The sequence below is a fragment of the Saccharopolyspora hirsuta genome (genome assembly GCF_008630535.1).
GTDB lineage: Bacteria > Actinomycetota > Actinomycetes > Mycobacteriales > Pseudonocardiaceae > Saccharopolyspora > Saccharopolyspora hirsuta.
Genome location: NZ_VWPH01000019.1, coordinates 116,128 through 142,304, shown reverse-complemented (window position 1 = coordinate 142,304; position 26,177 = coordinate 116,128). Strand labels below are relative to the sequence as shown.

The following is a 26,177-nucleotide window of genomic DNA, read 5'->3' as shown; positions in this document are numbered from 1 at the left end:
ACCTCACGGTCACCATCGACTACAACGACCTCCAGCAGCAGGTTCAAGCCGCCCACACCACCGCCCCCGGTGGTGCGGGCATGCTGGACGGCACCGGCCAGTACCTCAGCCCGCAGACCATTCGCCGCATCGCCTGCGACTGCGACGTGCTCCCCATCGTGCTGGGCGGCGACAGCCTCCCCCTGGATGTGGGTGCCAGCCAGCGCACCGCCCCGGCCTACCTTCGGGCAGCACTGCTGGCCCGCGACGGAGCATGCGCGTTCCCCGGCTGCGACCACCCGCCGGGAACCCCGCAGGCACACCACATCCAGCACTGGATCGACGGCGGCCCCACCGCACTGCACAACATGGTCATGCTCTGCGCCCACCACCACCGCACCATCCACAACCAACACTGGCGGATCGCCTTGCACAGGGGAAGGCCACTATTCACCCCGCCCGAGCGGGTGGACCCGACACGCACACCCCGGCCCGGCGGAACAGCACAACCCGCCGCACACCAACACGCCCTCCACCGGCTCATCCCCACACCACGCCCACCGGAGGACACCCCATAACCCCACCCCACCCCGAGGTGGGGCACCCCACCCTGCCCACACGCCGCACGACATCAGACATCGCCCTACGTCACGTCACACAACGGATCACCACACACCACCGGCACACCAACGAGAAACCCACCACCGCCAGACACCATCACATACGAGCCACCCACTACCCCGCCTCACACGACCAAACGACAACGAATCCCGCGACCGCCAAACAACACACCCCCACACACAACCAACCAGCAACCCCCCACCAGACCCAGACAACAGAAATCAACCCCACGCCGCCAGGCGACCCCTATCCACCACCAACACCCCAGCAGCCCACCACCACACGACAGAAACCCCGCAACCCCACATCAACCCACAAAGGAACCCACCGATGACACCGAACACCGCACGACACAACCTCCGCACGGTCCCGGCCCCCCGCCAACCGCCACGCAGCCTCACCACACCGGGGTCCGTCCCACACCGGGTCATCCCCGTGACATCAAGCCAAAACCGGGGCTGTGGGCTGGATGTCAAGCCTGAAACCCCGCAGGGGCGGCCGCCAGGCCGGGCTTGACATCCGGACCACAGCCCCCACAATCCCATCAAACACGGGGATGACCCCACCCAACGACACAACCGACACCAGCGTCAAGCACCTTGAAAACCCAACAGCGGAAACAAAAACCGACCACCGACGGACGGCCGAGCAAGGGCTCCAAACTGGACAGATGCATGAGCCGCCAACAGTCCGAAATACCGGCAAACCAGCCTCAGACGACGACAACATCAACACCAGAAAGAGCACGAAACGGAGCAAGTGCCTCCTCCGTAGCGCCGAGGTCAGTCACGAGGGTCCAGTGAGGCGGCAAGGGTGCCCAAGCGTTGAACGGCGCAACGCCGAGCTTGCTGCTGTCGGCCAGCACGAACAGTTCCCGCGACTGAACCATCATCTGCTCCTTCAGCCGGGTCTGACACAGGCTGGCCTCGCAGATGCCGAGACGAGGATCCAACCCGTCAGCACCGAGGAACGCCTTGTCCGCAGTGAGCCGGGAGAGGGTGAGTTCGGCCAACGGCCCCACGAAACCCTGGCTGATGTGGCGAACTTCGCCCGCCAAGGCAATCAGCCGCACGGCGTCGGCATCGGCGAGCTCGGTCAGCGTGGTGATGCCGTTGGTGATCACCGTCAGGCCCGCGCGGTCCCGGAGGTGGTGGGCGAGGCGCCCGGTGGTCGTTCCGGCATCCAGGATCACCGTCTCAGCCGCACCGACCTGCTCCGCCGCCCACCTCGCTATTCGATCCTTCTCCGCTGTTGCGAGCGTGGTGCGCTGGCCGAGGGACTGCTCGGGCGTGGTGGCGGGCATCGCACCTCCGTAGGTGCGGGCCAGCTTGCCCTGCTCCGTCAGCAGCGAGAGGTCTCGACGAATCGTCGACTGGGTGACCGCCAAGGAGTCCGCAAGCTCCTCCACCTGCACCGCGCCGCGTTCGGCGACCAGCCGCTCTATCAGGGCACGACGCTGTCCGGCGGTCATCCGCTGCCCGGTATCCGTGCTCACCTCGGCACCTCCCGCCTCAGGAATGGCGTGCGGTGGGGACCCGTCGGCCGCATCGGTCACCGCTTCTTCCGCGGACACCCCGGCTCACCAGGCATCCCTCCTGGAACGGGCCGCGGTGACCGCCCGGTGCAACGTCTCCGGCGTGCCGAAGCCACCGGCCTTGGTGATCACGTATCCCGGCTGCGGTTCGGTGCGCGCCAGCACCACACCTGGTTCGAGTTCGTTCAGCAACCGCAGTCCGGTGACTCCGCGTCGGCTCAGCACCGCTCTGGCGGTTTCGCCGCCGGTGAGCACCAGCAGTGCCGCACCGCTGGTGGCGGGGGCGCACACCTCGGCGAGCGCGGTGTTCAGTCGGCGGGCGACGCTGACGTCCACCGGGCCGTCCAGGGTGACCACGACGTCGCCCGTCTCCAGGGCGTCGCGGACCTGTTCGGACATTCGCGCTAGCGCCGCGGCGTTGGCATCGAGCAGGTTCCGCACCGATAACCGACGGGTGTGCGGGAAGTGCTCGGCCAGGAACTCCGCCTGCTCGCGGGAGACCCCGTTGGCGCTGCCGACCACGGCGAGCGCGTGGCCGTTGACCGGTGGCGGCGGTTCCACCTCCCGCCCCGGTCGCAGCTGCTCGGCCAGTGCGTCGGCCAGGCCCGCCGAACCCACCCAGCAGGGCTGGTTCGGGGCTACCATGCCGGCGGCCGCGACCGCCCGCAGGTCGCTTTCCGCCACCGCGTCGCAGACCACGACGTCGACTTCGGCGAGCAGCTCGGCCAGGCGGGCTCGCAACGCCGCGGCGTCGCCTCGAACCGAGGCGAGTGCCACGTGCTTCACCGAAAGCGGCTTGAGCGCTGAGGCGATGTCCACCGGGGGCTCGGCCGGTTCCGCCGCCCATGCCTCGGTGTGGTGCAGCGGGATTCCGTCGATGTGGACGACACCGCCGAGAACGGTTCGCCCCGTCGCCGGGGACGCCGGGCACACCAGCACTCCCGCACCATCGGCGTGCGCCACGATCGCGCCGATCTCGGCCGCCAGGTTGCCGCGCAGCGTCGAGTCGATCTTCTTGAACACCACCCGCCCGTCGGCGTGGCCGCGCAAGGCCGCAGCCACCCGCTCCGCCGCCTGTTCGGGAGCCACGTGCCTGCTGTCCGTGTCGGCAACGAAGACCTCGGCGTCCCCGGCATCGTCCAGCGCCAGCAGCGTGCGCATTTCGCGCAACGCGAAGGGAACACCGGAGTCACCGGCACCACTGAGGTCGTCCGCCACAACCAGCACTCGCGATCCCATGGTCACCTGCTTTTCTGTTCGCCACAGCCCAATTCGGCCACCCGCCACTCCCCCACCGCGGCAACGGGATCACCATAGACACGCTTGCGCGATTCGCGCAATACTGCGCATTCCAGCGTTCGGAACACGCAACGGAATCGGGGCTGGCCAGGACCTCCGAACGGTTGCGGTAGGCTGTCGCACTCGGCGGTGGGCCTTTCCAGCGCGGCACCTGCCCACCCGCCCAGTTCGAGGTTCCGCCGAACCTCCGGCCGCGATAGCCGACAGGAAGAGCTTCCACCAGTCCCCAACTGCGCCCGCCGTGGACGTGCACCACGCCTCCCGGTCCCGCGGCGCACCGCCCTGTCCTTCCTGTTCGGACGCCGCGCGCCGACTGCGCGCGCCCGGAGCAGGGAGCCCAGCTTCCACTGGAGTTCCATTCATGGCGCAAGCCAACTCACCATCGTCCCCGCCCGACCGGCTGGGCTCGGTCTTCTACACGTCGGTGGCGCTGTGCGCGCTGTTCGTGCTGTGGGCCACCCTGTTCACCGACAGCCTCGACACCGTCACCAAAGCAGCGCTGAACTGGATCACCGGCTCCTTCGGCTGGGTGTACCTGGGGGCGAGCCTGGCCATGCTCGGCTTCCTGGCGCTGCTGGCGTTCAGCCGCTTCGGGCGCATCCGGCTGGGCGCGGACGACGACCGCCCGGAGTTCAGCACGATCAGCTGGCTGGCGATGATCCTGGCCGCCGTGATGGGCATCGGCCTGGTCTCCTACGGCGTGTCCGAACCCATCGCGCACTTCGCCGACCCGCCGCACGACCTGGCCCCGCCGGGCACCAAGCACGCCGCCGTGGTGGCGATGCAGTACTCCTTCTTCGACTGGGGCCTGCACGCCTGGGCGATCTTCGCGGTGTTCGGCATCGCGCTCGGCTACTCGACCCACCGCAAGGGGCGCAAGGGCCTGATCAGCCCGATGCTGCGGCCGCTGCTGGGCGACCGCGTCGAGGGCCCGCTCGGCAAGGCCATCGACGTGCTGGCGATCTTCGCGACGCTGTTCGGCACGACCACGTCGCTCGGCCTGGGCGCGCTGCAGATCAACGGCGGCCTGGCCCGGGTGTTCGGCGCGTCCGGCGGCACCGGCACCCAGGTCGTGATCATCGCGGTGGTCACGCTGCTGTTCACGATCTCCGCGATCACCGGCCTGCACAAGGGCATCCGCTTCCTCAGCGAGACGAGCATGGGCCTGACCGTGGTGCTGTTCGGCTTCGTGCTGGTGCTCGGGCCGACCGGGTTCGTGTTCAACCTCCTGGCGGAGTCGCTGGGCCAGTACTTCGGCGACTTCATCCCGATGAGCCTGCGCACCGGGACCTTCGGCGAGCTGGGCTGGATGCAGAGCTGGACCTACTTCATGCTCGCCTGGTGGATCTCGTGGGGCGCCTTCGTCGGGGTGTTCCTGGCCCGCATCTCCAAGGGGCGCACCATCCGGGAGTTCGTGCTGGCGGTGCTCGGGGTGCCCAGCGCGGTGTTCTTCCTCTGGTTCACCGCCTTCGGCGGGTCGGCGATCTTCCACGACGCGTTTCGCGGCGGGCACATCGCGCAGGCCGCGGCGGAGGACTCCAACAACGCGATCTTCGCCATGCTGGAGACGCTGCCGTGGCCGACGGTGACGTCGGTGATCGCGATGGCGCTGGTGCTGCTGTTCTTCGTCTCCGGCGCCGACGCCAACACCTTCGTGCTGAGCATGCTGTCCTCCGACGGCGCGGCCCGGCCCCGGACGTCGGTGCTGACCTTGTGGGGCGCGCTCACCGGGGTGACCGCGATCGTCCTGCTGATCGCAGGCGGGTTGGACGCCCTGCAGAACACGGTGATCGTCACGGCGGCACCGTTCGTGCTGGTGATGATCGCGCTGGCGGTGTCGTTGTGGCGGGAGTTGCAGCAGGATCCGCTGTTCTCCCCGGAGGTCGAGCCGGAGCTGGCCGCAACAGGGTCGAAGGACCCGAAAATGTGATTTCCGCCGACTTCTGCGGGCCGGGTGGGGTGCGCAACCGCCCCACCCGGCGCAGTGGTTCACGGCAGCCCCGCCCGTGCTCGACGGTGCAGCGCCACCCCCTTCCACCTGCGGTTATCGTGTTCGGATACAGCCTGCGAGCAATCGACGTTGGGAGCCGCCATGGCTGAGCCGCACGGCATCGACCACTTCGACGCGACCTTCGCGCGCGACCTCGCGTGGGCGCAGCGGTTCCGCGAGCAGCTCGCGGAGCTGCCCACCGCCCCCTGCGAGGAGCCCGAGCAGGTCGACTGAGCGCCCCTCACCCGGGCTCGGGCGGCTCCTCGTCGGCGACGCGACTGGCAGGCAGGTGCTCGGAGAGCAGCTCCAGCAGCTTGTTCACGTCGACGGGCTTGGTCATGCACTCGGTGGCACCGGCCGCGATGCTCTGCTCCCGGTCGCCCTTCATCGCCTTCGCGGTGACCGCGATGATCGCCAGGTCCCGGTAGCGCGGCATCTCCCGGATGATCCGGATCGTGGCGTTGCCGTCCATCTCGGGCATCATCACGTCCATCAGCACGATCGCGACGTCCCCGTGCTGCTGCAGCGCGCTGAGCCCGGCCACCGCGTTGTCGGCGTGCACCACCTGCAGGCCGTGCTGCTCCAGGAGCGTCTTGATCGCCTGCACGCTGCGGAAGTCGTCGTCGACCACCAGCACCTTCTCACCGTTGAACCGCAGTGACGTGTGCTCCTCGGGCTCGTCGGCGGCCCGCAGGTGCTGGTGGCCCTCCTGCCGGATCAGCTCGGTGGGGCGCATCGGCGGATCGATCCCCTCCGCGGACACGTCCAGGCTGCTCTCCGCCTCGCTCGGCGGGTGGGTGCGGGCGACCCCGCGCTCCGGCTCCACAGCCACCGCGGACTTGGTCTCCACCGGCAGGTAGAGCGTGAAGGTGCTGCCCTGGCCGGGTTCGCTGCGCACCTGCAGCTCCCCGCCGAGCAGCGCGGTCAGCTCGCGGCTGATCGACAGGCCCAGTCCGGTGCCGCCGTATTTGCGGACCGTGGTGCCGTCCACCTGCTGGAACGCCTCGAAGATCAGGCTCAGCTTGTCGGCCGGGATGCCGATGCCGGTGTCGCGGACCGAGAACGCCAGCCGCTGGTCGGCGCGCCGCAGGCCCTGCGTGGTGACCTCGGTGGGCTGGGCCGGGCGGACCTGCAGCTCGACCCGGCCCTTGTCGGTGAACTTGACGGCGTTGGACAGCAGGTTGCGGACGATCTGCTCGAGCCGGTTGCGGTCGGTGCGCACGGTCGGCGGCACCGAGGGGGCCACGACGACGTCGAAGTCCAGCCCCTTGTCCGCCGCCAGCGGCCGGTACAGCGACTCGACGTGCGCGGCCAGGTCGGCCAGCTCCACGTCCTCCAGCAGCAGGTGCATCTGCCCGGCTTCCACTTTGGACAGGTCGAGCACGTCGTTGATCAGCTGCAGCAGGTCGGTGCCGGCCTGGTGCACGGTCTTGGCCAGGTCGATCTGCTGCGGGGTCAGGTTCCCCTCCATGTTGTCGGCCAGCAGCTTGGCCAGGATCAGCACGCTGTTGAGCGGGGTCCGCAGCTCGTGGGACATGTTGGCCAGGAACTCCGACTTGTAGGCCGAGGCCTGGGAGAGCTGCCGGGCCCGCTCCTCGAGTTCCTGCCGGGCCTGCTCGATCTCGATGTTCTTGAGCTCGATGTCGCGGTTGCGGCTGGCCAGCAGCGCGGCCTTCTCCTCCAGTTCGGTGTTGGAGCGCTGGAGCTCGGTCTGCTGCTGCTGCAGCTGCTCGGAGCGGGCCTGCAGTTCCTTGGCGAGGTGCTGGGACTCGTCCAGCAGCGACTCGGTGCGCGAGTTGACCACGATGGTGTTGACGTCGACGCCGATGGTCTCCTTCAACTGCTCCAGCAGGTCCAGGTGGGCCGGGGTGAACTCGGTGACCGAGGCGAGTTCGATGACCGCGAGGACCTCGCCTTCGAACAGCACCGGCACGACCGCCACGTTCGTCGGGGTCATCTCGCCGAGCCCGGTGCCGATCCGGATGTGGCCGGGCGGTGCGTTGTTCACCACGATCGACTTGCGGTCGACCGCCACCTGCCCGACGAGCGATTCGCCCAGTTCGAAGCGCAGCGCCCGGCCGTTGCCGGGTGGGCGGCCGTAGCAGGCGGTGCGCTCCAGAACGGCGCGCCCGTCCTCCCCGGCCCGGCGCAGGAAGAACGCGCCGTACTGCGCCGAGACCAGCGGTGCCAGCTCGCTCATGATCAGCTGCGCGAGCGCGTCCAGGTCGTGCTGGCCCTGCATCAGCGCCGACATCCGGGCCAGGTTGGTCTTGAGCCAGTCCTGCTCCTGGTTGGCCCGGGTGGTCTCCTTCAGGTTGTTGATCATGGCGTTGATGTTGTCCTTGAGCTCGGCGACCTCGCCGGAGGCGTCCACGGTGATCTGCCTGGTCAGATCGCCTTCGGTGACCGCGGTGGCCACCTGCGCGATGGCGCGGACCTGGGTGGTGAGGTTGCCGGCGAGCCGGTTGACGCTCTCGGTGAGCCGCCGCCAGGTGCCGGAGACGTCGGCGACCTCGGCCTGGCCGCCGAGCTTGCCCTCGGTGCCGACCTCGCGGGCCACCCGGGTGACTTCGGAGGCGAAGGCGGACAGCTGGTCGACCATCGTGTTGATGGTGGTCTTGAGCTCGAGGATCTCGCCGCGGGCGTCGACGTCGATCTTCTTCGACAGGTCGCCGCGCGCGACCGCGGTGGTCACCTGGGCGATGTTGCGCACCTGGTTGGTCAGGTTGCGAGCCATGATGTTGACGTTGTCGGTCAGGTCCTTCCAGGTACCGGCGACGTTGGGCACCCTGGCCTGGCCGCCGAGGCTGCCCTCGGTGCCGACCTCGCGGGCCACGAGGGTGACCTGCTCGGCGAACGCGCGCAGCGTCTCGACCATCCCGTTGATGGTCTCGGCCAGCGCGGCGACCTCGCCCTTTGCCTCCACGGTGATCTTCTTCGACAGGTCTCCCCCGGCGACCGCGGTGGCCACCTGGGCGATGCTGCGCACCTGGCTGGTCAGGTTGTCGGCCATGATGTTGACGTTGTCGGTCAGGTCCTTCCAGGTACCGGCCACCCCGTGCACCCGGGCCTGCCCGCCGAGCTTGCCCTCGGTGCCCACCTCGCGGGCCACCCGGGTGACCTCGTCGGCGAAGGCGGACAACTGGTCGACCATCGTGTTGATCGTGTTCTTCAGCTCCAGGATCTCGCCGCGCGCGTCGACGTCGATCTTCTTCGACAGGTCGCCGCGCGCCACCGCGGTGGCCACCTGGGCGATGCTGCGCACCTGGTTGGTCAGGTTGCGGGCCATGAAGTTGACCGAGTCGGTCAGGCCGCGCCAGGTCCCGGCCGCTCCGGGCACCTCCGCCTGGCCGCCCAGCCGCCCCTCGTTGGCCACTTCGCGGGCCAGCCGGGTGACCTCGTCGGCGAAGGCGGACAGCTGGTCGACCATCGAGTTGATGGTCTCCTTCAGCTCCCGCGTCTCGCCGGAGACCTCGACGGTGATCTTGCGGCTGAGGTCACCGGCCGCGACGGCCTTGGCGACGTGGGAGATGTCGCGCAGCTGCCCGGTGAGGTCGGCGGCCATGCCGTTGACCGCGTCGGCCAGGTCCCGCCAGGTGCCCATCAGCCCGGGCACCTCGGCCTGGCCGCCGAGCTTGCCCTCGGTGCCGATCTCCCGCGCCACGCGGGTGATCTCCTGGGCGAACAGCGAGAGCTGGTCGAGCATCTGGTTGACCGCGGTGCTCAGCCCGGCCATCTCGCCGGGCAGCTGCCCGTCGGACTCGCGGCGCGGCATCCGCTGGGTGAGGTCGCCGCGGGTGAGCGCGTCCAGCACGCGGTTGAGCTCGGCCACCGGTGCCAGCAGGCTGCGCAGCATGCCGTTGACCGCGTTCCCCGCAGCCGCCCAACCGCCCTGCCCGGCGCCGTCGAAGTCGACGAGTTCGATGGGCCAATCGCCGCGTTCGGCGGCGGCGCTGACCCGCTGCAGTTCGCCGACCAGCAGCTGGTTCCGCTCGGCCAGTTCGTTGAACACGGTGGCGATCTCGGAGACCAGGCCGCCGCCGGAGGGCACCAGGCGGCGCCGGAAGTTGCCGTCCCGCAGTTCCCTCAGGGCCATCGCGAGCCTGGTCAGCATCGCGTCTTCGCTCACCCGCGGCGCAGCCACCAGTTCCGCGGCCGCGACGTCCGGCGGTCGTGACGACATGACGGCCTCCCCGCCGCACCCTGCTCAGCGCTTGTTGCGCGAGTCCCGGTCGAGTCGCAGTTCGGTGGCCAGCACGGCCGCTTCGCTGCGGTGCCGCATGGCCAGCTTGGCCAGCATCTGGGACACGTAGTTCTTGATGGTCTTCTCGGCGAGGAACATGCGCTTGGCGATCTCGCGGTTGGTGAGCCCTTCACCGATCAGCTCCAGCACCTGCCGTTCGCGCGCGGTCAGCACCCGCAGCGGATCGGCCTCCTCCTGCTCCCTGCGCAGCCAGGTCAGCATCGCCTCGGTCTTCTGCTGGCTCAGCAGCGACCGCCCGGCCCCGGCGGTGCGGATGGCGCTGATGAGCTCCTGGCTGACCACGCCCTTGAGCACGAAACCGGCCGCACCGGCCATGATCGCGTCCATCAGCGCGTCGTGGTCGTCGAAGGACGTCAGCATCAGGCAGCGCAGCCCGGGCAGCTGCGACTGAAGTTCCCGGCACAGCTCCACGCCGTTGCCGTCGGGGAGCCGCACGTCCAGCACCGCGACGTGCGGGTCGGCTTTGGGCACCCAGGCCAGTGCTTCGGCGACGCCGGCGGCCTCGCCGACCAGTTCCAGGTCCTCCTCGGCACCGATCAGCGCAGCGATCCCGCGGCGGATCACGTCGTGGTCGTCGACCACGAACACCCGTGTCGTCATCCGCTCCGCCCCCTTCGCCCCTGGCTCCTCAGGGAGGGCACTGACCAGCATAGATAGCGCGCCGGGCGGCCGCTTCCCGGAGCGCAGCGCTCAGCACCCGGCGGCGGGAGCCGGGTGCCGGCGGGAGCGCTCATCTGGCCGCGTAGACGCTTTCCACGAAGTGCGCCAGCTGCTCGTCGGTGAGGTGGCGGGCCAGGTCGGCTTCGCTGATCATGCCGACCAGCTGGTGCTCGGCGATCACCGGCACCCGGCGGATCTGGTGCTGCTCCATCATGGACAGCACCTTGCTCACGTCGGATCCGGCGTCGACCCAGTACGGCTTTCCCTGGGCGAGCTCACCGGCCTTCACCTCGGCCGGGTCACGGCCTTCGGCGCAGCAGCGCAGCACGATGTCGCGGTCGGTGATGATGCCGTGCAGCCGGTTGTCCCGCCCGCAGATCGGCAGCGAACCGACCTCGAGGTCGCGCATCATCTGCGCGGCCGTGTACAAGCTGTCGTCCTCGTTGATGCACTTGGCCCCTGCATGCATGATGTCGCGCGCCGTGGTCATGGCTGGTCCTTTCGACAGCGGTGCTGGTTGTCCTCGCAATACCCCGCACCGCCGGGGGCCGAAACGAGGTGGTCAGAACCGGTCCGGCGACATGAACTCCCAGCGCGGGTCGGCGGTTCCGGACAGCACGTCCGCCACTGCGGCGGCGACGCCGGGGGCGTACTTGAAGCCGCGCCCGGAGTGCCCGGTGGTGACCGCGATGCGGTTTCCGACGCGCCCGACGAGCGGGCGCTCGTCGGCGGTGTAGAGGTCGGTGAAGGCGTCGGTGCGGATCGGCTCCGGGTGCAGGCCGGGCAGGAATTTCCCCACCGCGTCGGAGATCTGGCGAATTTCGGCCGCGCTGTGCCGCCGTTCGACGGCTTCCGGCGCGGGCACGGGGTGCGCGGTGACCGCACCGGCGACCTTGACCATCACGTCGTCCACCGTGGGCGTGCCGTAGACGTGCTGGCCGTCGCGGTGGTGGATGAAGATCGGGAACCGGTCGGAACGGTAGGAGTCGATGTCGTCGGTGCCGAACCAGGTGAGCAGCACCCGGCGCGACTCGACCGCGCTGGCCAGTTGCGGCGGCAGGAAGCGGGCGGCCCACGAACCGGCGGCCACCACCACCTGCGCGACCCGATATGACGATCCGTCGGCGGTGCGCACCAGAACGCTGTCGTCGCCCTCGACGAGTTCGGTGACCTCGGTGTGGCGCAGCACCTCGGCCCCGGCGCGTTCGGCGACGCGCGCGGCGCTGAGCACCGCCTGCTCGCAGCGAAGGTAACCGGCCTGCTCGTCGAGCACCGCGACCTCACCGTCGTGGAGTCCGTGCTGCGGGTAGCGCTCGGCGACTTCAGCGGTGGACAGGACTTCGACCGGAACCGCGGTGTCCCGCGCGCTGGCGAGCAGCCCGGCGATGTAGTCGCCATCGGGGTCGCCGATCGACAGTCCCCCGCACTGCGTCAGGATGTTGGTGCTGGCCTCGTCCTCCAGTTCCCGCCACAGCCGCAGGGAGTCCCGCAGCAGCGGAACGTACTGCTGCCCTTCGGCGTAGGCCAGCCGGAACAGCCGGGTTTCGCCGCCGACGGCTCCTCGGTCGTGCCCCGGTGAGAACTGCTCGAACGCCAGCACCTGCACGCCGCGTCGCGCGAGCTGCCAGGCGAGCATGCTGCCCATGGTGCCGGTGCCGACGATGCCGACTCGGGCGTCCAGTTCCGCTGCTGTCATGTCCCGCGCCCCAATCCCGATCACAGCTGGCGCACCACTGTTACCCGAGGGGCGGGAGGGAGGCAAGGAGCCGATCGAATCCTTTGTGGACAGAACAGTCAGAACTCGCGCATGAACCGGTCGAAGGCGGCGTTGGCCGCCGCCCACTCCTGGGTCAGCAGTTCGGTCGGCACGTCCGCGCTCGCCTCGGCGTCGACGGTGACCACGAACCCCGGTTCGGAGATCCGGCGGCGCAGCTGCACCAGGCGCCCACCGGCGGAGCGGCCCAGCCGCTCGCCGTTGTCCTTGGACTCGATCTGGCCCGGCTCCAGGTCGGACGCGTTGAACTCCGCCATGCCCCTGTTGTAACCCAATCGGCCCGCCGGGGCACCTGCCGCTACTTCAGCGGCGCGCTGGCGACCGCGCTGCGGAAGGTCCGCAGCCGGAGGCTGTTGGTGACGACGAAGACGGAGCTGAAGGCCATCGCCGCCCCGGCGATCATGGGGTTGAGCAGCCCGGCGGCGGCCAGCGGGAGCGCGGCGACGTTGTAGGCGAAGGCCCAGAACAGGTTGCCCTTGATGGTGCGCAGGGTGCGGCGGGAGAGCCGGATGGCGTCGGCCGCGGCGCGCAGGTCGCCGCGGACCAGGGTCAGGTCGCTGGCCTCGATGGCGACGTCGGTGCCGGTGCCCATCGCCAGCCCGAGGTCGGCCTGGGCGAGCGCGGCGGCGTCGTTCACGCCGTCGCCGACCATGGCCACCACCTTGCCCTCGGCCTGCAGCCGCTTGACGACGTCGACCTTGTCCTGCGGCAGGACCTCGGCGATGACCTCGTCGATGCCGACCTCGGCGGCCACCGACCGGGCCACGGACTGGTTGTCGCCGGTGAGCAGGACCGGCGTGAGCCCCAGCTCGCGCAGCTGGGCGACGGCTTCGGCCGAAGTGGGTTTGATGGTGTCGGCCACCACCAGGACCCCGCGGACCTGCCCGTCCCAGGCGACGACGACCGCGGTCTTGCCGCCCTCCTCGGCCGACGCCTTGGCCTCGGCCAGTTCTCCGGGCAGGTGCAGCTCGTCCAGCAACGCCGAGCGCCCGACGAGCACCGCACGTCCGTCGACGGTGCCCCGCACGCCGAGCCCCTCCACGTTGGTGAAGCCCTCGACGGCTGGCAGCTCGCCGACCTGCTCCTGCGCGCCGCGGGCGATGGCCCGGGCGATCGGGTGCTCGGAGGCGTGCTCCAGCGCACCGGCCACCCGCAGCACTTCCGCGTCGTCGGCGCCGTCGGCCGCGCGCACCCCGACCAGGGCCATCTGCCCGGTCGTGACGGTGCCGGTCTTGTCCAGCACGACGGTGTCGATGCGGCGGGTGGATTCCAGCACTTCGGGGCCCTTGATCAGGATGCCCAGCTGGGCGCCGCGCCCGGTGCCCACCAGCAGCGCGGTCGGCGTGGCCAGTCCCAGCGCGCACGGGCAGGCGATGATCAGCACCGCCACCGCCGCGGTGAACGCCGCCGCTGCACCGCCGCCCGAGACCAGCCAGAAGCCGAGGGTCGCGACCGCGAGTGCGATCACGACGGGCACGAAGACCGCGGAAACGCGGTCGGCCAGCCGCTGGATCTCGGCCTTGCCGGTCTGGGCGTCCTCGACCAGCTTGGCCATCTGCGCCAGCTGGGTGTCCGACCCGACCCGCGTGGCCCGCACTACCAGGCGGCCACCGGCGTTGACCGTCGCCCCGACGACGCTGTCGCCGGGTCCGACCTCCACCGGCACCGACTCGCCGGTCAGCATGCTCGCGTCGACCGCCGAGCTGCCCTCGTCGACCACGCCGTCGGTGGCGATCTTCTCGCCGGGGCGGGCCACGAACAGGTCCCCGACCGCCAGCTGGCCGACCGGGATCCGCACTTCACGACCGTCCCGGAGCACCGCGACGTCCTTGGCGCCCAGTTCCAGCAGCGCCCGCAGCGCCGCTCCGGCGCGGCGCTTGGACCGCGCCTCGAAGTAGCGCCCGGCCAGGATGAACGTCGTCACGCCCGCCGCGACCTCGAGGTAGATCGATCCGTCGCCGCTCATCGGCTGGATCGTCAGCTCGAAGGGGTGCGTCATGCCCGGCACCCCGGCGGTGCCGAACAGCAGCGCGTACAGCGACCACAGGAACGCCGCCAGGGTTCCCATCGACACCAGCGTGTCCATGGTGGCCGCGCCGTGCCGCAGGTTCGCCCAGGCAGCCCGGTGGAACGGCAGCGCACCCCACAGCACCACCGGGGACGCCAGGACCAGCGAGAGCCACTGCCAGTAGGCGAACTGCAGCGCCGGGACCATCGCCATCGCGATCACCGGCACTGACAGCACCGCCGACACCACCAGCCGCCGCCCCAGCGAACGCGCCGAGTCCTCGGGCTCCTCGACCGCTTCCGGCTCGGGCAGGCTGGCGCCGTACCCGGCGGCTTCGACGGTGTCCACCAGCCGCTGCGGGTCGAGCCCGTCCGGGCAGGTGACCTTCGCCCGCTCCGTCGCGTAGTTCACGGTGGCCGCGACGCCGTCGAGCTTGTTCAGCTTCCGCTCGATGCGCGCCGCGCAGGAAGCGCAGGTCATCCCGCTGATCGCCAGTTCGACCTGCGCCCCGGCGAGCGGGGCCGGGTCGTGCACGTCGGTCATCTCCGCCAGTCACTTCCTCCCGAGCAGCGGCCGCGGGTCACGAGGCCAGCTGGTACCCGGCCTCTTCCACCGCGGCGCGCACCTGGTCGACGCCGATCTCCTGGTCGCTGGTGACGGTGACCGCCCCGGTCGGCAGGTCGACCCGGACACCGGTCACGCCGTCGATCTCGCCGACCTCCTCGGTCACCGACCGCACGCAGTGCTCGCAGGTCATGCCGGTCACGGTGTAGGTCGCCTCGCTCATCTGCGTCCACCTCTCCACGCTGCCGCGCCCCAGGGGCATTTCGACACCCTTTATACCCTTAGGGGGTATGGGGGTCAACACGCGGGGTGTGACACGGGTCTCGACCGGAGCGTCCGGCGAGCGCGGACCGCCGTCGGCATGCTGAGCTCGATCTGCGATCGCCGACCGGCGACGCACCACCGGTCCACGGAGGACGACATTGAGCACCGAATCCGAGCGCTCGACGACCGGCGACGCCGAGTCGGGCAAGCACCGCCACGCCGCGCCGGAAGGCGCCGCCGTGCACCCGCTGATCGACCTGTCCCGCGACCCGCACCCGGGGGTGCCGGACCACGCCAAGCCGGACGAGGACTGAGCAGCCTCGGCACCCGCGCCGACCGGCAGGCCCGGTGCGCGGGTGCCGGCTAGGCCTCCACCCAGCCGTGCCGGACGGCCACCTGGGTGAGCTTCTGGCGCACCTGCAGGATCTGCTCGGCGGTCATCGTCGGCGACGCGCTCAGCAGCGACTCGGTGATCAGCTCGTGGAACTCCTTCGCCGAGAGCACGTCGAAGAGCTCCTCCTCGGGCAGCTGAGCGGCGGTCTCCCCGGCCTGCGCCGAGGCCTGCCGCACGATCCGCACGTTGGACGCCTTCGGACCGCGGTCGCTCTCCTCCAGGTCGAACTCCACCACCACGCCCGGAGCGACCAGCCGCTTGTCGAAGGTCAGGTCGTTGACGTGGATGAACACGTCCTCGCCGCCCACCTCGGGGGCCACGAAACCGTAACCGCGGATCTCGTCGAACCGAACGACCTTGCCCGTAACCATCAACCAGTTCCCACTTTCACCACGAACCCCGCACCCCATTCGCGGGGACCGGCATTGTACCGCCCGCCACCGCGCCGGCGCCAATCAGTCCACAGAGGACCAGATACCGCTCGATCGGCGGATCCGGACACCGGTGACGGGCGAACAGAATGCGCTACCGACCCATCCCGGAGTGCGGGGAGCTGCGCATGGACTCCTTCGACGTCGTCGTCATCGGTGCCGGGTTCGCCGGGCTCGTCGCGGCCCGCGAGCTGGCCCTGCGCGGGCACGCGGTGGTGGTGCTCGAAGCCCGCGACCGCATCGGCGGGCGGACCTGGACCGACGAGCGCCTGGGCCGCCGGCTGGAGATGGGCGGCACCTGGGTGCACTGGTTGCAGCCGCACGTCTGGAGCGAGATCACCCGCTACGGCCAGCGCATCGAGCCGAGCCCGAGTTCGCAGGCGGTCCACTGGATTTCCGGCGGCAGCGCGCACCGCGGCAGCCCGGAGGAGTTCGACGCCCTGATCTCACGCGGCATGGACCAGCTGGCGCGGGACAGCCGCACCTGGTTCCCGCTCCCCTACGAGCCGCTGCACCGGACCGACCTCGACCAGGTCGACCACCTCTCGGTCGCCGACTACTTCGCCGGGCTCGACCTGGAACCCGCCGAGCGCGAGGTGACCGAGGGCGTGTGGGCCGAGCACTTCAACGGCCCGGCCGCGGTCTCCGGGTACACCCAGGCCATGCGCTGGTGCGCCGCGGCCTCCGGCGACTGGCAGCTGCTGCACCAGGCCACCTCGGGTTACCGGCTCACCGACGGCACCGCCGCGCTGGCCGGGGCGATCGCCGCCGACGGAGGCGCTGAGCTCCGCCTCGGCTCGGTGGTCGCGAGCGTCTCGCAGGACACCGGCGGCGCGACCGTCACCACCGCCGACGGCACCGGAGTCCGGGCCCGGCAGGTGATCTGCACGCTCCCGCTCAACGTGCTGGGCACGATCGACTTCCAGCCCGCGCTCCCGGCAGCCAAGCTGGCCGCCAGCGCCGAGCGCACCGCCTCGCAGGGGCTGAAGACCTGGATCCGGGTGCGCGGCGAAGTTCCGCCGTTCACCGCCTACGCGCCCGACACCCACGACCTGACCTTCGTGCGGCCCGAGTACACAGTGGAGGGCGACACGCTGCTGGTCGCCTTCGGCACCCGCGCCGCCGATCTCGCCCCCGACGACGTCGGCGGGGTCGCCCGGGCGCTGCGGGCGTGGCGCGACGACCTGGAGGTGCTCGACGTCAGCGGCCACGACTGGATGACCGACGACTTCTCCCGCGAGACCTGGCCCATGCAGCGGCCGAAGCAGCTGACCCGGTACCTGGCCGCGCTGCAGGAGCCGCACGGGGCTGTGCGCTTCGCCGGGTCGGACATCGCCACCGGCTGGGCGGGCTTCATCGACGGCGCGATCGAGAGCGGCCTGCGCGCCTCCAGGGCCGTGCAGGACGCCCTGCGCGGCCCCCGAGGCTGACCGGCTCACACGCGCGGGAGCGGGATGTTGGGGCGTTCCGAACGCGTGGGCCCGTGCTCGACGTAGTCGGCGGCGAACCGCATGCCCGCCTGGTACGCCTCGACCCGCGCCCGGCCGATCTCGGCTTCGATGTCCTCGGGGTTGAGTTCCTCGGCCAACGAACGCACCTCCGTCAGGCGACGGTTGGTCACCTCATCCATGTCCGCTCCTGTCCTTCCGCATCGGCTCACCCCTGATCCTCGCCACTCTGCGCCAGGTTTGCACGATCGGGTGGCTGAAAAGCCCCGGACCAGCCCCGATGTCACACCGAGCGCAACAACTCGACTGCGTTCCGTCACCACTGGGCGGTAGCCCGCTCGCGTCGCCGACCGGCGTTGGCTGGAGCACATCGCCTCGTTCCCGGGCGGGGTGCTCGGCCAGGATGAGATCGGATCGGACCGGGCGGCACCGCGCGTGCCCAGGGAGCAACGGAGCGACTAGTCGATGAGCAGCGCCAAGGGCAGGCTGGACCTGGACGTCGTCGGGCACACCGCGTGGATCACCATCGACCACCCGGACCGGCGCAACGCGATGACCGCGAGCATGTGGCGGCAGGTCCCCGAGCTGCTTGGCGCGGTCGCCGAGGACCCCGCGGCGCGCGTCGTCGTGCTGACCGGCGCCGGTGGCACGTTCTGCGCCGGAGCGGACATCTCGGAGCTGCACGCGATCGAGGGCGCCGAGGAGAACCCGACCGTGGCCGCCGAGCGCGCCCTGGTCGACTTCCCGCTGCCCACGATCGCGCTGATCAACGGGCTGTGCATCGGCGGCGGCTGCCAGCTGGCCGCGGCCTGCGACATCCGGGTGTCGGCGGCTTCGGCGACGTTCGGCATCACCCCGGCCAAGCTCGGCATCGTCTACCCGCCGTCCAGCGTCGCCCGCCTCACCGAGCTGGTCGGGCCCTCGGCGGCGAAGCTGCTGCTGTTCTCGGCGGACTTCTTCGACGCCGCGCACGCGCTGCGGATGCGCCTGGTGGACGAGGTGGTCGACGACCCGCGGGCGCGCGTGAGCGAGCTGGCGGCGACCATCGCCTCGCGCTCCCAGCTCACGGTTCGCGCTTCCAAGGAGCTCGTCGACCTCGCGCACCGCGGGCTGCCCCTGGGCGAGCGGGCCGAGCAGTGGCAGCGGACGTCGGCCGAGACCGGCGAGAGCGCCGAGGGCGTCGCTGCCTTCTTGGAGCGCCGCTCGCCGGAGTTCCCCTACGGAAACCGCTGAAGTCCACATCGGACCGGTCCGCCCGGAGGTACATTGACCGCGGACCGGCGGCTACGTCGAGGGGAGTAGGCGGATGTCCGCTTCCGAGCCGACTCCCTCCGGGACCGGGTCGGCGAGAATCCACCGCATGTCGACGTTGCGATCGTGGAGCTCGGACGCGGCCCTCGCCGTCGCGATCACCCTCGTCGGGCTGGTCGGCACCACCATCGCGAACCGGTGGTCGGAGACCGCGCTCCGGCCGTTGGACGCACTCGGGCTCGCCCTGGTGGCCGCCGCGGGCTTGAGCCTGGTGCTGCGGCGCTGGCAGCCCGAGATCACCGCCGGGGCGGTCGCGCTGCTGACCTCCGCCTACCTGGTGCTGGGCTACACATACGGCCCGATCCTGCTGTCGCTGCTCGTCGCGGTCTACTCGCTGGCCCGGCACCGGCCGCTGGCCACCTCGGTGCCGGTCGCGCTGGGCGTGCTCGCGGTGCTGCTGGTGCACGTGTTCACCACCAGCTCCGGGCTGCCGGGGCTGCTCGGGGTGATCCCCGGTTCGGCGTGGGTCGCGGTGCCGTTCGCCGTGGGCAGCGTCGTGCGGGTGCAGCGCGAGGCGGTGGCGCGGGACCGGGCCGAGCAGCTGCGGCAGCGCCTGGACGACGAGCGGCTGCGCATCGCGCAGGAGGTGCACGACGTCGTCGGGCACGGGCTGGCGGCGATCAAGATGCAGGCCGACGTCGCGCTGCACGTGCTGGCGAAGAAGCCCGAGCAGGCGGAGGTGGCTCTGGAGGCGATCAGCCGGACCAGCAGCGATGCGCTCGACGAGCTGCGCGCGACGCTGGCGGTGGTGCGCCGGTCCAGCGCGCAGGCACCGGGCCTGGCCCGGCTCGACGACCTGCTGCAGCGGATGCGCGAGGCCGGTGTGTCGGTGGAGCTGAGCACCGTCGGCGAGGCGCGGCAGCTGCCGCCGGTGGTCGACCTGACCAGCTACCGGATCCTGCAGGAGTCGCTGACCAACGTGCTGCGCCACAGCGGCGACAAGCGCGCCGAGGTGACCGTCGAGTACGCCGCGGACGCCGTGGTGCTCACCGTGGCCAACCCGCTGTCCGGCTCGACCGGCGGCGGTGGCGGGCTCGGCCTGCCCGGCATGCGGCAGCGGGTCGCGTCGCTGGGCGGCGAGTTCGAGGCCGGGCCCACCGCCGACCGCAGGTTCACCGTCCACGCCCGCCTGCCCACCGGAGGAACCCCGTGATCTCCGTGCTGATCGTCGACGACCAGGACCTGGTGCGCATCGGACTGCGCACCCTCATCGACAGCGAGGACGACCTGACCTGCGCCGGGGAGGCCGCCGACGGGCTGGCCGCGGTGGCCGCGGCGCGCGAGCACCGGCCGGACGTGGTGCTGATGGACGTGCGGATGGCCGGGGTCGACGGGCTGGAGGCCACCCGGCGCATCTCCGCCGATCCCGACCTGGCCGCGACCCGGGTGATCGTGCTGACCACCTTCGAGATCGACGAGTACGTCTTCAGCGCGCTGCGCGCCGGGGCCAGCGGCTTCCTGCTCAAGGACACCAAACCGGTCGACCTGCTGCGCGCGATCCGCCTGGTCGCCGGTGGCGATGCGCTGCTCGCCCCGTCGGCCACGCGCCAGCTGGTCCGCGAGTTCGTCTCGATGCAGCCGCGGGCGCGCCGCCCGCACCCGCAGCTGCACACGCTGACCGAGCGCGAGCGGGAGGTGCTGGGCCTGGTCGCCGAAGGGCTCAACAACGAGGAGATCGCCGAGCGGCTGGTGGTCAGCCCGGCCACCGCCCGCACCCACGTGAGCCGGGCGATGGTCAAGCTGGGCGCGCGCGACCGGGCCCAGCTGGTCGTGTTCGCCTACCAGTCCGGGCTGGCCGACTGAGCCGGACCGTCCTCCCCGGCCCTCGACAATCCACTGTGGACATCGAAGGGGGGCGGGCGGGGATTGGTTCCGTCGGAAAACGGCTGCGGCGCGGCGGTCTCGAATGCCAGAATCCCGATGTGTTCGTCACCGTCACCACCACGCACCGACCGGCGACCGACCTGGGCTTCCTGCTGCACAAGCATCCGGACAAGGCGCAGGCGTTCCCGGTGGCGGGCGGCACCGCGCACGTCTTCTACCCGACCGCCGGGCCGGACGAGTGCACCGCCGCGCTGCTGCTGGACGTCGACCCGGTCGGTCTGGTGCGCGGCAAGCACAACGACTCCTTCGCGCTCGGCCAGTACGTCAACGACCGGCCCTACGCAGCCGGGTCGCTGCTCGCGGTGGCGTTGGGGTCGGTGTTCCGGACGGCGCTGAACGGGCGCTGCGACGCCCGGCCGGAGCTGGCCGCGACCCCGATCCCGCTGCGGATCAGGATTCCCGCGCTGCCCTGCCGCGGCGGGACCGATCTGGCGGCGCGGCTGTTCGAGCCGCTGGGCTGGCAGGTCGAGGCGGTGCCGGTCCCGCTGGATCCGCAGCTGCCGGGCGCGGGCGACTCGCGGTACGTGGACCTGCGGCTGTCCGGGAACCTCCGGGTGTCCGACGCGCTCAAGCACCTGTACGTGCTGATCCCGGTGCTGGACAACGCGAAGCACTACTGGGTCAGCGGTGACGAGGTGGACAAGCTGCTGCGCGCCGGGGACGGCTGGTTGGCCGAGCACCCGGAGCGGGAGCTGATCAGCAACCGCTACCTCGCGCACCGCAAGTCCTACGTCCGCTCCGCGCTGGCGCAGCTGGCCGAGTCCGGCGATCCCGAGACCGAACTGGACAACGCGCTGGCCGAACCGGTGGTCGCGGAAGCTCCCGAAGCCGACGTGCCGCTGGCGGTGCAGCGGCGCGGGAGCGTGCTCGCGGTGCTCAAGGCCAGCGGTGCGCGCCGCGTGCTGGACCTGGGCTGCGGTGGCGGGGCGCTGCTGGCGGATCTGGTGAAGGAGCCCTCGTTCACCGAGATCGTCGGTGTGGACGTTTCGACGCGGGCCCTGGAGCTGGCCGAGCGCCGTTTCCAGCGGTTGCCGGAGCGCCAGCGCGACCGGCTCGTGCTGCGCCAGTCCGCGCTGACCTACGTCGACGCCGAGCTCGCCGGTTACGACGCCGCGGTGCTGATGGAAGTCGTCGAACACGTCGACCCGACCCGGCTGCCCGCGCTGGAGCACGCGGTGTTCGCCGCCGCCCGGCCGGGAACCGTCGTGGTGACCACCCCGAACGTGGAGTACAACGTGCGATTCGAAGGCCTGCCCGCCGGGCGGTTCCGGCACCCCGACCACCGGTTCGAGTGGACCCGGGCGCAGTTCCGGGAGTGGACCGGCGGCGTCGCCGAGCGGCACGGCTACGCCGTCGAGCACCTGCCCGTCGGCCCGGTGGACCCGCAGGTCGGCCCGCCGACCCAGCTGGCCGTGCTCACCAGGGCGGAGGTGTCCTGATGCGACTGTCCATCCCGGACATGTCCCTGGTGGTGCTGATCGGTGCCTCCGGTTCGGGCAAGTCGACGTTCGCCCGCACCCACTTCGCGCCGACCCAGGTGCTCTCCAGCGACTTCTTCCGCGGTCTGGTCGCCGACGACGAGAACGACCAGTCGGCCAGCGCGGCCGCCTTCGACGCGCTGCACCACATCGCGGGCAAGCGGCTGGCCGCCGGTCGGATGACCGTGATCGACGCGACGAACGTGCAGCGCAGCGCGCGGTCCACGTTGGTCGAGCTGGCCAGGAAGCACCACGTGCTGCCGGTGGCGATCGTGCTCGACCTGCCCGAGTCGGTGTGCCGGGCGCGCAACGCCGAACGTCCGGACCGGAACTTCGGGCCGGGCGTCGTGCGCAAGCACCGGGCCGAGCTGCGAAGTTCGCTGAAGTCCTTGCAGCGCGAGGGATTCCGGCGGGTGCACGTGCTGCGCAGCGTCGAGGACGTCGAGGCGGCCAGCATCGAGGTGGAGCCGCTGCTCAACGACAAGCGCGCCGAGACCGGGCCGTTCGACGTGATCGGCGACGTGCACGGCTGCCGGGCCGAGCTGGAGGACCTGCTTGGCGAGCTGGGCTACGACATCGAGCGCGACGCCGAGCGGCGGGCGATCGGCGCGCACCACCCGGCGGGTCGGCGCGCGGTGTTCGTCGGCGACCTGGTGGACCGCGGGCCGGACACCCCCGGCGTGCTGCGGCTGGTCATGGGCATGGTCGCCGCCGGTGACGCCTTGGTGGTGTGCGGCAACCACGACGACAAGCTGGCCCGCGCGCTGCGCGGGCGCAAGGTCACGATCGCGCACGGCCTCGCCGAGTCCCTGGCGCAGCTGTCGGCCGAGCCGGAGGACTTCCGCAAGCAGGTCGAGGAGTTCTGCGGCGGGCTGGTCGCGCACTACGTGCTCGACGGCGGCAAGCTCGTGGTCGCCCACGCCGGGCTGCCCGAGCGCTACCACCGCCGGGCGTCGGGCACCGTGCGCAGCTTCGCGCTGTACGGCGAGACCACCGGTGAGACCGACGAGTTCGGCCTGCCGGTGCGCTACCCGTGGGCCGAGGACTACCGGGGCTCGGCGATGGTGCTCTACGGCCACACGCCGACCCCCGAGGTCGAGTGGATCAACCGCACGATGTGCCTGGACACCGGCTGCGTGTTCGGCGGCAAGCTGACCGCGCTGCGCTACCCGGAGCGCGAGGTGGTGTCGGTGCCCGCGCAGCGCGTCTGGTACGAGCCGTCGCGGCCGTTCCTGCCGCCCGGCGAGCTCCCGGAGCCCGCCGCCCGCCGCGAGCCGGACGTGCTCAACCTCGACGACGTCGCCGGGCGGCGGAGCGTGGAGACCCGGCACCACGGGCGGATCGCGGTCCAGCCCGAGCGCGCGGCCGCGGCGCTGGAGGTGATGAGCCGGTTCGCGATCGACCCGAGGTGGCTGGTCTACCTGCCGCCGACGATGGCCCCGGTCGCCACCTCGAAGCGGCCCGACGTGCTGGAGCACCCGGAGGAGGCGTTCTCCGGCTACCGCGCGGCCGGGGTGCAGGACGTGCTGTGCGAGGAGAAGCACATGGGTTCCCGCGCGGTCGTCCTCGTCCGCCGCGAGGACTCGGCGGGCCGGTTCGGCATCGAGGGCCCCGGGGCGGTGCACACCCGGACCGGGCGGCCGTTCTTCGCGCCCGAGCAGGAGGCGGAACTGCTCGCCGGGGTCCGCGCGGCGGCGACGTCGGCCGGGTTGTGGGACGAGCTGGACAGCGACTGGCTGCTGCTGGACGCCGAGCTGATGCCGTGGAGCGCGAAGGCGGGGGCGCTGATCACCGAGCAGTACGCCTCGGTCGGAGCGGCTGCGGAAGCGGTGCTCCCACCAGCGCTGGAGGCGTTGACCGCGGCGGCCGAACGCGGCGTCGACGTGTCCGAGGTGCTGGCGAGGACCAGCGCACGAGCGGGCAACGCCGGTGCCTACCGGGACGCCTACCGCCGGTACTGCTGGCCCACCGAGGGCTTGCGCGGTGTCCGGCTGGCGCCGTTCCAGCTGCTGGCGACCGAGGGCCGGACCTACCACGACCGCGCGCACGAGTGGCACCTCGCGCTCGCGGACCGGCTCGTGCGGGCCGACCCGGAGCTGTTCGCCACCACCCGCCGGTTCGCGGTGGACACCACCGACCCGGCCTCCACCGCCGCTGGCGTCGCCTGGTGGGAGGAGCTGACCGGGGGCGGCGGCGAAGGCATGGTCGTCAAGCCCGCCGCCAACCTCACCAGGGGTCAGCGCGGTCTCGTGCAGCCGGGCGTGAAGGTGCGCGGACGCGAGTACCTGCGGATCATCTACGGCCCCGACTACACCGAGCCGGACAACCTCGACCGGCTGCGCCAGCGGGGCCTGGGTCGCAAGCGCGGCTTGGCGAACCGCGAGTACGCCCTCGGCCTGGAAGCGCTGGACCGGCTGGCCCGCGGTGAGCCGCTCTGGCGGGTGCACGAGTGCGTCTTCGCCGTGCTGGCCCTGGAATCCGAGCCGGTGGACCCGCGGCTGTAAAAATCTGCTTCCGGGCTCATCTTGCGTAGGTGGTGCTTAGCGGAACCTCAGCGCCCGCCTGGCTGTGGGTGCCCAGCCTGATGTATGTCCACGAAGACCGGATCTGTAGCTGCTCACCGCAGGTCGCGCAGCAGGCGCTTGAGGATCTTCCCGGACGGGTTGCGCGGCAGATCGGTGCGGAACTCGACCTGCCGGGGCCGCTTGTAGTTCGCCAAGCGGTCCCGGCAGTGCGCCAGGACGTCCTCGGCGGACAGCTCCGAGCTGCCGACCACGAACGCCTTGCCGACCTCGCCGAGGCGTTCGTCGGGCACGCCCACCACGGCCACCTCCACGACACCGTCCAACCGGGCCAGCACCTGCTCGACCTCGGCCGGGTAGACGTTGAAACCGCCGCAGATGTACATGTCCTTGAGCCGGTCGGTGATGGTCAGGTAACCGCGCTCGTCGAGGGTTCCGACGTCGCCGGTGCGCAACCAGCCGTCGGGGCCGATGGCCTGCTCGGTCGCGGCCTCGTCGTCGAGGTAGCCCAGCATGACGTTGGGTCCGCGCACCTGGACCTCCCCCGCCTCCCCCGCGGGTTTCGGGGTGCCGTCCGGACCGGCGATCCGGACCTCGAACCCGGCCGCGGCGCGCCCGCAGGTGCGGGCCACCGTTTCGTCGTCGTCCTCCGGCAGGCACATCGTCGCCACCACCGCCTCGGTGAGCCCGTAGGCGGTGAGCACGGTGTCGAAGCTCAGCTCCCGCTGCATCCGCTCGACCAGGACCACCGGGACGGTGGCCGCGCCGGTGACCGCCAGCCGCAGGCCGGACAGGTCGCGGTGCGCGCGGTCGGGGTGGTCGAGCATCGACTGGTAGATGGTGGGCGGACCGGGCAGCACCGTGACCCGGTCTTCCTCGACGCGCCGGAGCACTTCGGCGACGTCGAAGGTCGGTTGCGGCAGCACGGCGGCGCCGCGCAGCAGGCAGGCCAGGATCCCGGCCTTGTAGCCGAAGCTGTGGAAGAACGGGTTGATCACCAGGTAGCGGTCGGCGGTGGTCAGCTCGCCGTGCTCGGCCCAGGCCCGGGCGACCCCGAGCGCTTGGCGGTGCGCGCTCATCGCGCCCTTGCTGCGCCCGGTCGTGCCGGAGGTGAACAGGATGTCGCTGACGTCGTCGGGCGCCACCGCGGCCGCCACCGCGTCGGCCTGCGACTCGGGGACCGCGGCCGCCAGGTCGTCCAGGTCGCTCCAGCGGCGGGTGCCCGCCACCGGTTCCAGCTCGCCTTCGACCGGGATGCGGATGGTGGTGCGCAGCTGGTCGAGCGGCCCGCCGTTGGCGGCGTTCAGCTGAGCGAGCCGGTCGACACCCAGGAACTCCCCGGCGATGACCAGCGCCCGGGCCCGCGACCGCCGGATCACGTCGAGGTTCTCCGCCCCGGTGAACCTCGTGTTGACCGGCACCAGGGTCGCGCCCGCGTAGAGCGCGCCGAGCGCGGCCAGCACCCAGTGGTGGGTGTTCGGCGAGCACAGCGCGACCCGGTCGCCGGGCCGGATGCCTTCGGCGATGAGGGCGCGCGCCACGGTCCGCACCCGCTCCAGCAGCTGGGCGAAGCTGATCCGCACCGGCCCGTCCAGCAGCGCGTCGGAGTCCGGGAAGCGTTGCGCGGCAACGCCGACCGCGGCGGGGATGGTGAGCGGCTCGCTCCCTGACACGCGACCACCTCCAAGCGAGTGCTTGGTAAGCTAACCTCCCGAGCGCTTGCTTGGCCAGCCGCGGCAGACGATTACCCGG

22 protein-coding genes are annotated in these 26,177 nt (G+C 71.2%); 10 read left to right on the top strand and 12 right to left on the bottom strand.

Annotation, left to right across the window (positions count from 1 at the left end; all coding sequences use genetic code 11):
- Positions 1-557 (top strand): HNH endonuclease signature motif containing protein (locus tag F1721_RS32140; RefSeq protein WP_150070597.1); only part of this gene is annotated, 557 nt, incomplete at its 5' end.
- Positions 558-1,312: 755 nt separating this feature from the next.
- Here F1721_RS32140 and F1721_RS32135 read toward each other — a convergent pair.
- Positions 1,313-2,095 carry a DeoR/GlpR family DNA-binding transcription regulator gene (locus tag F1721_RS32135; RefSeq protein WP_246155435.1) on the bottom strand — a complete coding sequence of 261 codons (783 nt, stop codon included), beginning with the start codon at positions 2,093-2,095 and terminating at the stop codon, positions 1,313-1,315.
- An 84-nt stretch (positions 2,096-2,179) separates the two neighbouring features.
- Complete coding sequence (locus tag F1721_RS32130) at positions 2,180-3,361, bottom strand: four-carbon acid sugar kinase family protein (protein WP_170301674.1); 1,182 nt, start codon at positions 3,359-3,361, stop codon at positions 2,180-2,182.
- Between the two features lie 433 nt (positions 3,362-3,794).
- Here F1721_RS32130 and F1721_RS32125 point away from each other — a divergent pair, with 433 nt between their 5' ends.
- Positions 3,795-5,363, top strand: coding sequence for a BCCT family transporter (locus F1721_RS32125; protein WP_150070595.1), 1,569 nt, complete (start codon positions 3,795-3,797; stop codon positions 5,361-5,363).
- Positions 5,364-5,525: 162 nt separating this feature from the next.
- Entirely contained in the window at positions 5,526-5,657 is a 132-nt protein-coding gene (locus tag F1721_RS35465; RefSeq protein WP_281288836.1) for a hypothetical protein, read from the top strand.
- Positions 5,658-5,664: 7 nt separating this feature from the next.
- Here F1721_RS35465 and F1721_RS32120 read toward each other — a convergent pair whose 3' ends face one another.
- The 7 genes from F1721_RS32120 to F1721_RS32090 form a co-directional block, all read right to left on the bottom strand.
- Positions 5,665-9,606, bottom strand: coding sequence for a HAMP domain-containing protein (locus F1721_RS32120; protein WP_150070594.1), 3,942 nt, complete (start codon positions 9,604-9,606; stop codon positions 5,665-5,667).
- Positions 9,607-9,630: 24 nt separating this feature from the next.
- Entirely contained in the window at positions 9,631-10,287 is a 657-nt protein-coding gene (locus F1721_RS32115; RefSeq protein WP_150070593.1) for a response regulator, read from the bottom strand.
- A 130-nt stretch (positions 10,288-10,417) separates the two neighbouring features.
- Positions 10,418-10,837, bottom strand: a complete 420-nt coding sequence (locus F1721_RS32110) for a CBS domain-containing protein (protein ID WP_150070592.1) — start codon at positions 10,835-10,837, stop codon at positions 10,418-10,420.
- A gap of 72 nt (positions 10,838-10,909) precedes the next feature.
- Positions 10,910-12,043: an N-methyl-L-tryptophan oxidase gene (gene solA, locus F1721_RS32105; RefSeq protein WP_150070591.1), complete on the bottom strand. Its 1,134-nt coding sequence runs from the start codon at positions 12,041-12,043 to the stop codon at positions 10,910-10,912.
- A 98-nt stretch (positions 12,044-12,141) separates the two neighbouring features.
- Positions 12,142-12,378: a hypothetical protein gene (locus F1721_RS32100; RefSeq protein ID WP_246155434.1), complete on the bottom strand. Its 237-nt coding sequence runs from the start codon at positions 12,376-12,378 to the stop codon at positions 12,142-12,144.
- A gap of 41 nt (positions 12,379-12,419) precedes the next feature.
- Complete coding sequence (locus F1721_RS32095; RefSeq protein ID WP_150070589.1) at positions 12,420-14,672, bottom strand: heavy metal translocating P-type ATPase; 2,253 nt, start codon at positions 14,670-14,672, stop codon at positions 12,420-12,422.
- A gap of 37 nt (positions 14,673-14,709) precedes the next feature.
- Positions 14,710-14,916, bottom strand: a complete 207-nt coding sequence (locus F1721_RS32090) for a heavy-metal-associated domain-containing protein (protein ID WP_150070588.1) — start codon at positions 14,914-14,916, stop codon at positions 14,710-14,712.
- Positions 14,917-15,115: 199 nt separating this feature from the next.
- Between F1721_RS32090 and F1721_RS34655 the strand changes: the two genes are divergently transcribed.
- Positions 15,116-15,271, top strand: a complete 156-nt coding sequence (locus F1721_RS34655; RefSeq protein ID WP_170301673.1) for a hypothetical protein — start codon at positions 15,116-15,118, stop codon at positions 15,269-15,271.
- A gap of 49 nt (positions 15,272-15,320) precedes the next feature.
- Here the strand turns inward: F1721_RS34655 and F1721_RS32085 are convergent, their stop codons facing one another.
- Complete coding sequence (locus tag F1721_RS32085; RefSeq protein WP_150070587.1) at positions 15,321-15,722, bottom strand: cold-shock protein; 402 nt, start codon at positions 15,720-15,722, stop codon at positions 15,321-15,323.
- A 149-nt stretch (positions 15,723-15,871) separates the two neighbouring features.
- Between F1721_RS32085 and F1721_RS32080 the strand changes: the two genes are divergently transcribed.
- Positions 15,872-17,212, top strand: a complete 1,341-nt coding sequence (locus F1721_RS32080; protein ID WP_150070586.1) for a flavin monoamine oxidase family protein — start codon at positions 15,872-15,874, stop codon at positions 17,210-17,212.
- Between the two features lie 5 nt (positions 17,213-17,217).
- On the opposite strand, the gene F1721_RS34650 is transcribed toward F1721_RS32080, so the two are convergent.
- The gene (locus tag F1721_RS34650) at positions 17,218-17,370 is read right to left on the bottom strand and encodes a hypothetical protein (RefSeq protein WP_170301672.1); all 153 of its coding nucleotides are present in this window, start codon (positions 17,368-17,370) and stop codon (positions 17,218-17,220) included.
- A gap of 325 nt (positions 17,371-17,695) precedes the next feature.
- On the opposite strand from F1721_RS34650, the gene F1721_RS32075 reads away from it, so the two are divergent.
- The 5 genes from F1721_RS32075 to F1721_RS32055 all read left to right on the top strand — a co-directional run bounded on the left by F1721_RS32075 (position 17,696) and on the right by F1721_RS32055 (position 24,407).
- Positions 17,696-18,463: an enoyl-CoA hydratase/isomerase family protein gene (locus F1721_RS32075; protein WP_150070585.1), complete on the top strand. Its 768-nt coding sequence runs from the start codon at positions 17,696-17,698 to the stop codon at positions 18,461-18,463.
- Positions 18,464-18,590: 127 nt separating this feature from the next.
- Positions 18,591-19,694 carry a sensor histidine kinase gene (locus F1721_RS32070; protein WP_150070584.1) on the top strand — a complete coding sequence of 368 codons (1,104 nt, stop codon included), beginning with the start codon at positions 18,591-18,593 and terminating at the stop codon, positions 19,692-19,694.
- Complete coding sequence (locus F1721_RS32065) at positions 19,691-20,344, top strand: response regulator (protein WP_150070583.1); 654 nt, start codon at positions 19,691-19,693, stop codon at positions 20,342-20,344. Before F1721_RS32070 ends, F1721_RS32065 begins: the two co-directional genes overlap by 4 nt.
- A gap of 119 nt (positions 20,345-20,463) precedes the next feature.
- The gene (locus tag F1721_RS32060) at positions 20,464-21,864 is read left to right on the top strand and encodes a 3' terminal RNA ribose 2'-O-methyltransferase Hen1 (protein WP_150070582.1); all 1,401 of its coding nucleotides are present in this window, start codon (positions 20,464-20,466) and stop codon (positions 21,862-21,864) included.
- Positions 21,864-24,407 carry a polynucleotide kinase-phosphatase gene (locus tag F1721_RS32055; RefSeq protein WP_150070581.1) on the top strand — a complete coding sequence of 848 codons (2,544 nt, stop codon included), beginning with the start codon at positions 21,864-21,866 and terminating at the stop codon, positions 24,405-24,407. Before F1721_RS32060 ends, F1721_RS32055 begins: the two co-directional genes overlap by 1 nt.
- Before the next feature lie 113 nt (positions 24,408-24,520).
- Here F1721_RS32055 and F1721_RS32050 read toward each other — a convergent pair whose 3' ends face one another.
- Positions 24,521-26,098, bottom strand: a complete 1,578-nt coding sequence (locus F1721_RS32050; RefSeq protein ID WP_150070580.1) for a FadD3 family acyl-CoA ligase — start codon at positions 26,096-26,098, stop codon at positions 24,521-24,523.
- Positions 26,099-26,177: the final 79 nt, after the last annotated feature.